A 6,301-nucleotide genomic window follows, 5' to 3' on the forward strand; every position below is an offset into this window, starting at 1 on the left:
ACCGCGGCCCGCGGAGCCCGCAGCGGCCACGTCGCGCGTGCGAGCAAGGCCGGTAGCGGGCCGACCAGCAGCGCCGCAAGGAGGGTAAACGCCAGCCCGGACACGCTGTCAGTCTCTCTCAGTCCTCCACGGAAATGCCATTTGCCGGGGTTCCCCGTTGGTGTGCTTCCAAATCAGCCAGTGCCCGCCGAAGCGCCTCGGCCTCGTCGGCGCCGACACGTTCGACGAAGTGCATCAGCGCCGCCTGCCGGCTGCCGACGTCGGCGACTTGGTCCAAAGCGTCGACCATGAGCCCGGCGACCAGTTCGTCACGGCCGTGCATCGGCGCGTAGCGGTGCGCGCGGTCGTCGCGGAGCTGGGACACCAAGTTCTTCTTTGCCAGCCGCTGCAGCACGGTCATCACGGTCGTGTAGGCCAGATCGCGTCGAGCGGACAATGCCTCATGGACCTGGCGAACGGTTTGCGGCTCAGGGGTGGACCAGAGATGGTCCATCACCGCACGCTCAAGATCTCCTAGGCGCATTTGCTTGGCCATAGTGCATTCATCTCCTGTGCAACCCGGCTCACCCTACCCCCTTACTACCGACTGTCGTACGCATACTCCCGTAATCGGCGACTCCTGAACGTTCGCGGGGCGGCGTGTCGTTTCGCATCTCCGACCCGTACTAAGTTAGGAGAGGCTTGCCTACCCTAATGGAGTTGGGCATTGCCGACCGCGGCGAGTCCTGGGGGCTGCAGGGACCCCCGGTCAACTCAACGGCGAGCCCCGGACCTTGTCGCACGGGGCTCGCCCGCGTTCGAAGGCCTGGTGGTGTAAACACAAGAGCGTGCAACCGCGCCGAGATGGTGTCGTTCCGCCCGATTTGTCGGCGCCATTCGACAACGCTTTAGGACTGGTGTTCACCGAGGTCAGCCCGGACGGAGCCAAAGCGCAGCTGGAGATCCGGCCGCAACTGTTGCAGCCCATGGGAATTGTGCACGGCGGGGTCTACTGCTCGGTTGTCGAAAGCATGGCCAGCGTGGCCGCCTACACCTGGCTCGGCGCCCACGGCGGCGGATCGGTGGTCGGAGTCAACAACAACACCGATTTCTTGCGAGCGCTCGGATCGGGCACCGTATTCGCCACCGCTACGCCGGTGCACCGCGGCCGGCGTCAGCAGCTGTGGCTCGTCACCCTCTCCGACGAGAACGACCGCTTGATAGCGCGTGGCCAAGTGCGTTTGCAGAATCTGGCGCCCGAGCCGCAGGCCGCTACCCGTTAACTCGCCGCGCTGGCCGTCGCATCGCGCTGCGCCTCGGCGGCCAGCACCGCCAACTGCTCGAGCCGCGTTCGCGCGAACGCCTGCTGTTCGGTGATCGTCAGTTGACCGCGGCGGGTGCTCAGGAACGTCACCGTCCATGACAGCAATGTGGTGACTTTGGTCTTGAAGCCGATCAGATAAACCAGGTGCAGCACCAGCCACATCAGCCAGGCGATGAAGCCGCTGAACTCCAACGGTCCGATCTTGGCCACTGCAGAGAACCGTGACACCGTGGCCATCGAGCCTTTGTCGAAGTATTGGAACGGTTCTCGTGCTGCCGGGTCCGCCCCGTCCAGCTCGGCTTTGATCGCGCGCGCCGCATATTTCCCGCCCTGGATGGCACCTTGCGCCACACCGGGCACGCCGTCGACGGCCGCCATGTCGCCGACCACAAACACGTTGGGGTGCCCTGGAATCGACAGGTCCGGCAGTACTCTGACCCGGCCGGCGCGGTCGACCTCCACCGACGACTGTCGCGCGAGATCCCTGCCCAGCGGGCTGGCCGAGACGCCGGCTGACCAAACTTTGCAGGCCGATTCGATGCGCCGAATGGTGCCGTCGGCGTCCTTGACGGTGATGCCGTCGCGGTCCACGTCTGTGACCATTGCGTCGAGTTGTATTTCAACGCCCAGTTTCTCCAGCCGCGCCGCTGCCCGCTTGCCGAGCTTCTCGCCCATTGGCGGCAGCACCGCGGGGGCGGCGTCGAGCAAGATCACCCGCGCTCGCGTCGAATCAATGTGCCGGTACGTCCCCTTCAGGGTGTATTCAGCCAATTCCGCTATCTGACCGGCCATTTCGACACCAGTCGGGCCGGCACCGACCACGGTGAACGTCAGCAGCTTCTTACGGCGTTCCGGGTCGTTGGATCGTTCGGCGGCCTCGAAGGCGCTCAGGATCCGACCGCGTAACTCCAGCGCGTCGTCGATCGACTTCATCCCAGGGGCGAACTCGGCGAAGTGGTCGTTGCCGAAATAGGACTGTCCGGCCCCGGCGGCGACTATCAAACTGTCGTAACGGGTTTCGTAGGCGTGACCCAGCAGCTCTGACACGACGACCTTACCGGCCAGATCGATGTGCGTGACATCACCGAGAAGCACCTGGACGTTGCGCTGCCGACGCAGCACCACCCTGGTCGGCGGCGCGATCTCACCTTCAGAGATGATTCCGGTCGCCACCTGGTAGAGCAGGGGCTGGAACAAGTGGTGAGTGGTGCGGGCGATCAGCTTGATGTCGACGTCGGCGTGCTTGAGCTTCTTCGCCGCATTGAGTCCACCGAATCCAGATCCGATGATGACGACCTGGTGACGGCGACCGAGTGCGGCATCTGCTGGGGGATGGGCACTCATGGTGTGATGGCTCCTTGCGGCAGTGACGGTTCAAATCCACCCTATCCGGGCGAACAACCGATACCCCTTTCCTGTGCGCTCAACCACATGCGAGCCCGATCACAGTGAGCGCCCGGAGGCTAGCCGGCCATCACCGGCCGCAACGCCTCGGCGGCGGCGGTCACGGCTCCGGGGGTTGAACCGTTGGGCAGATTGATGATCAGCCCGTCGACCCCGGCATCGACCACCCGCGTCTGTACCTGTTCGGCGATGTGGGCGGGGCTGCCCGCCAGCATGCGCTGGCGCATTTCTGCCGGAATCTGTTCCGCGGCGGCGTTCTCGTCGATCAGCACCGTCAGCAGCATGCTGGTCTCCAGTGTCGAACGGTCACGGCCGGCCTCGTCGCACCGCCTGGCCAACGCGTCCAGCTTGCCCGGTAATTCGTCGAATCCGGCGATGATGTTGAGATGGTCTGCGTAGCGGGCGGCGATCGAGAAAGTTTTCTTCTCACCGCGACCGCCGATCAGAATCGGAATGTGATCCCGGTAACGCGGCTCTGCCGTCGCCGATTCGGTTGTGTACCAATCGCCGGCGAACGTCGGGCGCTGCCCTTTGATCATCGGGTCGATGATCTGCAACGCCTCCTCCAGCCGGTTGAACCGTTCGGAGAAGGTGCCGAACTCGAAACCGAGCTGACGATGCTCCAGCTCAAACCAGCCGGTACCGATACCCAGAATCGCCCGGCCCGCGCTGACGACGTCGAGTGTGGTGATGATCTTGGTCAGCAACGTCGGGTTGCGATAGGTATTGCAGTTACCAAGGTGCCCAACTGAACTCGTTCGGTTGCCGTGGCCAACGCACCCAGCGCGGTGTAAGCCTCCAACATCGGTTGGTCCGGCTCGCCCAGCATGGGCAGTTGGTAGAAGTGGTCCATCACGAAAACCGAGTCGTAACCGGCTGTTTCGGCTTCTCGTGCTTGAGCGATGACCGTGGGAAAGAGTTCTTCAACCCCGGTTCCGTAAGAGAAGTTGGGAATCTGCAGTCCGAGCCGAATTGTCACCCTGATTACGGTAGCCGCAGACCATCACCGCAGCGCGGGCGGTGTTCAGGCGAACTGCGTGAGCGCACCCTGGCTGACGTGCAGCGTCTGCCCGGTGATGTGGCGCGCGCCGGGGGTGGTGAGGAACAGCGCCAGCCGGGAGATCTCCGCTGCCAACGGAAGCGGGCTGCTGGTGAGCCCCTCGTAGCCGGGCTGAGCGCTACGCCCGGAGGCGACGGCGTTGACGGTGATTCCGCGGGTGCCGAAGGTTGTGGCCTGGCCGGCCACCCAGTTCGACAGCGCGGCCTTCACCGCGGCGTCCGCGCTGCCCGCCCGCGGGTTATCCGGCACCACACACACGATCGAACCACCCGAGCGCAGGTGATCACCGACGGTCTGCACGGTCAGCACCGCGGACAGCAGGGTGGCATCGAGAGCACTGTGCCACGCGCCGGCCAGCTCGGACAGCGAGTAGGTGCGTGGGTCGCCGGTCTCCCAGCGCGGCCCAGGTACGTTGACGATGGTGTCGAGGTGGTGCGGCAGAAGGCTCCTGATCTCGGCGAGATTGCCGGCGTCGGTGGGGTCGCAGACGATGGCGTCCACGTCGACTTCCTTGGCGTTGACCTCCAGCTGATCACGGTGCGCACCTAAGAAAGTGACTTTATGGCCGTCGTCCCGGAAGCTCTCAGCGACGGTTCGACCCAACTCCGTGTCTCCGCCGGTGACCAGCACGTCCACTTGTCTTGACCTCCTCCGTTCGACGCTGAACCCGGACCGGCACTCCAGCATGCTGGCGCCAATTCCTACACCATGTTACTGGACGGTAGCTAGCGGCGGAGCGTGGCACTGACACGACACGACCACCAATCCGTAACTATTGGACCCCAGCTACGGTCAAAGCCATGCTTCGGACATGGCTAGCGGCTATCGCCTCACTCACCGTCGTCGCCGCCCTGACCGGATGCGGATCTAAACCGGCGGCACCGTCGCAGCCTGCACCGGCAACAGCTCACCCGTCGCACGCGATCGTCGTGTTCGCAGCCGCCTCTCTGAAGTCGGCGTTCACCACGATCGGCGGACAGTTCAGAATTGACAACCCCGGCACCACCGTCGATTTCAGCTTCGCCGGCTCTTCGGAGCTGGCCACCCAATTGACCCAGGGCGCGACCGCCGACGTCTTCGCTTCAGCCGACACCGCGCAAATGGACAACGTCGCCGAAGCCGGATTGTTGGCTGCCAACCCGGTCACCTTCGCGTCCAACACGCTGGTCATTGTGACGGCACCGGGCAACCCCAAGCAGGTGCACAACTTCACCGACCTGAACAAGCCCGGCCTGAGTGTGGTGGTCTGCCAGCAGCCGGTGCCATGTGGAGCTGCGGCTCAGCACGTCGAGGACAACACTGGTGTGCACCTCAACCCGGCCAGTGAGGAACCGAGCGTCACCGATGTCCTCAACAAGGTCACCACCGGTGAGGCTGATGCGGGGCTGGTCTACATCACCGACGCGCTGAACGCCGCCGGTAAAGTCGCGACCGTCAAGTTTCCCGAAGCCGGCGGAGCCAGGAATGTCTACCCGATCGCGGTGCTCAAGGCAGCGGCCCGGCCGGGGCCTGCGCAAAAGTTCATCGACGCGGTGACCAGTGAGACAGGCCAGAAGGTTCTGGAGCAGGCGGGCTTCGCGAAGCCCTGAGCGAGCAGCCGTGCACCGGCCTGCTGGTCTGCCGTGTTGGGTGTATCTGCCCGCCGCGCTCGGCACGGTGTTCGTGGCCCTGCCGTTGGTGGCGATCGCAGTCAAGGTGGACTGGCCGCATTTTGGGTCGCTGATCACCAGCCGGCCCTCCAGGGCCGCGTTGCTGTTGAGCCTGCAGACGGCGACCGCCAGCACCGCGCTGTGTCTGGTGCTGGGAGTGCCGATGGCGCTGGTGCTGGCCCGCAGCGGGATGCGGCTGGTGCGGTTGCTGCGGCCGCTCATCCTGTTACCGCTGGTCCTACCGCCGGTGGTGGGCGGCATCGCATTGCTGTACGCCTTCGGACGGCTCGGTCTGATCGGTCGGTACCTCGATGCCGCCGGTATCCATATCGCCTTCAGCACGACCGCCGTGGTGCTGGCGCAGACGTTCGTCTCGCTGCCGTTTCTGGTCATCGCCGCAGAAGGCGCGGCCCGCAGCGCGGGCGCCGACTACGAGGTGGTCGCCGCCACGCTGGGGGCAAGGCCCAGCGCGGTGTGGTGGCGGGTGACACTGCCGCTGCTGGCGCCCGGGCTGAGTTCTGGAGCGGTCCTCGCGTTCGCCCGCTCGTTGGGCGAGTTCGGTGCGACGTTGACGTTCGCGGGATCGCGCCAGGGCGTCACCCGAACGTTGCCGCTGGAGATCTATTTGCAGCGAACGAACGATGCCGACGCGGCGGTGGCGCTGTCGATCCTGCTGATGGCGGTGGCCGCCGTGGTGGTGGTCGGCCTGGGTGTGCGACGGCTGACCGGGGCGGGTGTTGGGTAGCCGACGGTGAGCGAGTTGCAATTGCGTGCGGTGATCGCCGACCGGGGCTTCGACGTCGAGTTCTCGGTGTCGGCCGGGGAAGTGCTCGCGGTGTTGGGGCCCAACGGCGCAGGCAAGTCCACCGCGCTGCATGTCGTCGT

At 65.2% G+C, this 6,301-nt stretch carries 7 protein-coding genes and 2 pseudogenes; 4 read left to right on the forward strand and 5 right to left on the reverse strand.

What is annotated here, in order from left to right; translation table 11 throughout:
- Both WA317_RS05020 and WA317_RS05025 read right to left on the reverse strand, forming a co-directional pair.
- A pseudogene (locus WA317_RS05020) lies at nucleotides 1–104 on the reverse strand (M56 family metallopeptidase); the annotation flags it as partial.
- 14 nt (nucleotides 105–118) lie between these two features.
- The gene (locus tag WA317_RS05025) at nucleotides 119–535 is read right to left on the reverse strand and encodes a BlaI/MecI/CopY family transcriptional regulator (protein ID WP_425171995.1); all 417 of its coding nucleotides are present in this window, start codon (nucleotides 533–535) and stop codon (nucleotides 119–121) included.
- A gap of 292 nt (nucleotides 536–827) precedes the next feature.
- On the opposite strand from WA317_RS05025, the gene WA317_RS05030 reads away from it, so the two are divergent.
- Nucleotides 828–1,262: a PaaI family thioesterase gene (locus WA317_RS05030; RefSeq protein ID WP_425171996.1), complete on the forward strand. Its 435-nt coding sequence runs from the start codon at nucleotides 828–830 to the stop codon at nucleotides 1,260–1,262.
- On the opposite strand, the gene WA317_RS05035 is transcribed toward WA317_RS05030, so the two are convergent.
- From WA317_RS05035 to WA317_RS05045, 3 genes and pseudogenes are all read right to left on the reverse strand, one after another.
- Nucleotides 1,259–2,647 carry an NAD(P)/FAD-dependent oxidoreductase gene (locus tag WA317_RS05035; RefSeq protein ID WP_425171997.1) on the reverse strand — a complete coding sequence of 463 codons (1,389 nt, stop codon included), beginning with the start codon at nucleotides 2,645–2,647 and terminating at the stop codon, nucleotides 1,259–1,261. The two genes, WA317_RS05030 and WA317_RS05035, sit on opposite strands and share 4 nt — an antisense overlap.
- A 119-nt stretch (nucleotides 2,648–2,766) precedes the next feature.
- Nucleotides 2,767–3,686: pseudogene (locus WA317_RS05040) on the reverse strand (LLM class F420-dependent oxidoreductase).
- Nucleotides 3,687–3,731: 45 nt separating this feature from the next.
- Entirely contained in the window at nucleotides 3,732–4,403 is a 672-nt protein-coding gene (locus WA317_RS05045) for an SDR family oxidoreductase (protein WP_425171998.1), read from the reverse strand.
- A 164-nt stretch (nucleotides 4,404–4,567) separates the two neighbouring features.
- Here WA317_RS05045 and modA point away from each other — a divergent pair, with 164 nt between their 5' ends.
- From modA to WA317_RS05060, 3 genes are all read left to right on the forward strand, one after another.
- The gene (modA, locus tag WA317_RS05050) at nucleotides 4,568–5,356 is read left to right on the forward strand and encodes a molybdate ABC transporter substrate-binding protein (RefSeq protein WP_425171999.1); all 789 of its coding nucleotides are present in this window, start codon (nucleotides 4,568–4,570) and stop codon (nucleotides 5,354–5,356) included.
- A gap of 10 nt (nucleotides 5,357–5,366) precedes the next feature.
- On the forward strand, nucleotides 5,367–6,161 hold the full coding sequence (locus WA317_RS05055) for an ABC transporter permease (protein WP_425172000.1): 795 nt from the start codon (nucleotides 5,367–5,369) through the stop codon (nucleotides 6,159–6,161).
- A 6-nt stretch (nucleotides 6,162–6,167) separates the two neighbouring features.
- Nucleotides 6,168–6,301 (forward strand): ATP-binding cassette domain-containing protein (locus tag WA317_RS05060; protein ID WP_425172001.1); only part of this gene is annotated, 134 nt, incomplete at its 3' end.

This window comes from Mycobacterium sp., from assembly GCF_049802695.1.
Taxonomy (GTDB): domain Bacteria; phylum Actinomycetota; class Actinomycetes; order Mycobacteriales; family Mycobacteriaceae; genus Mycobacterium.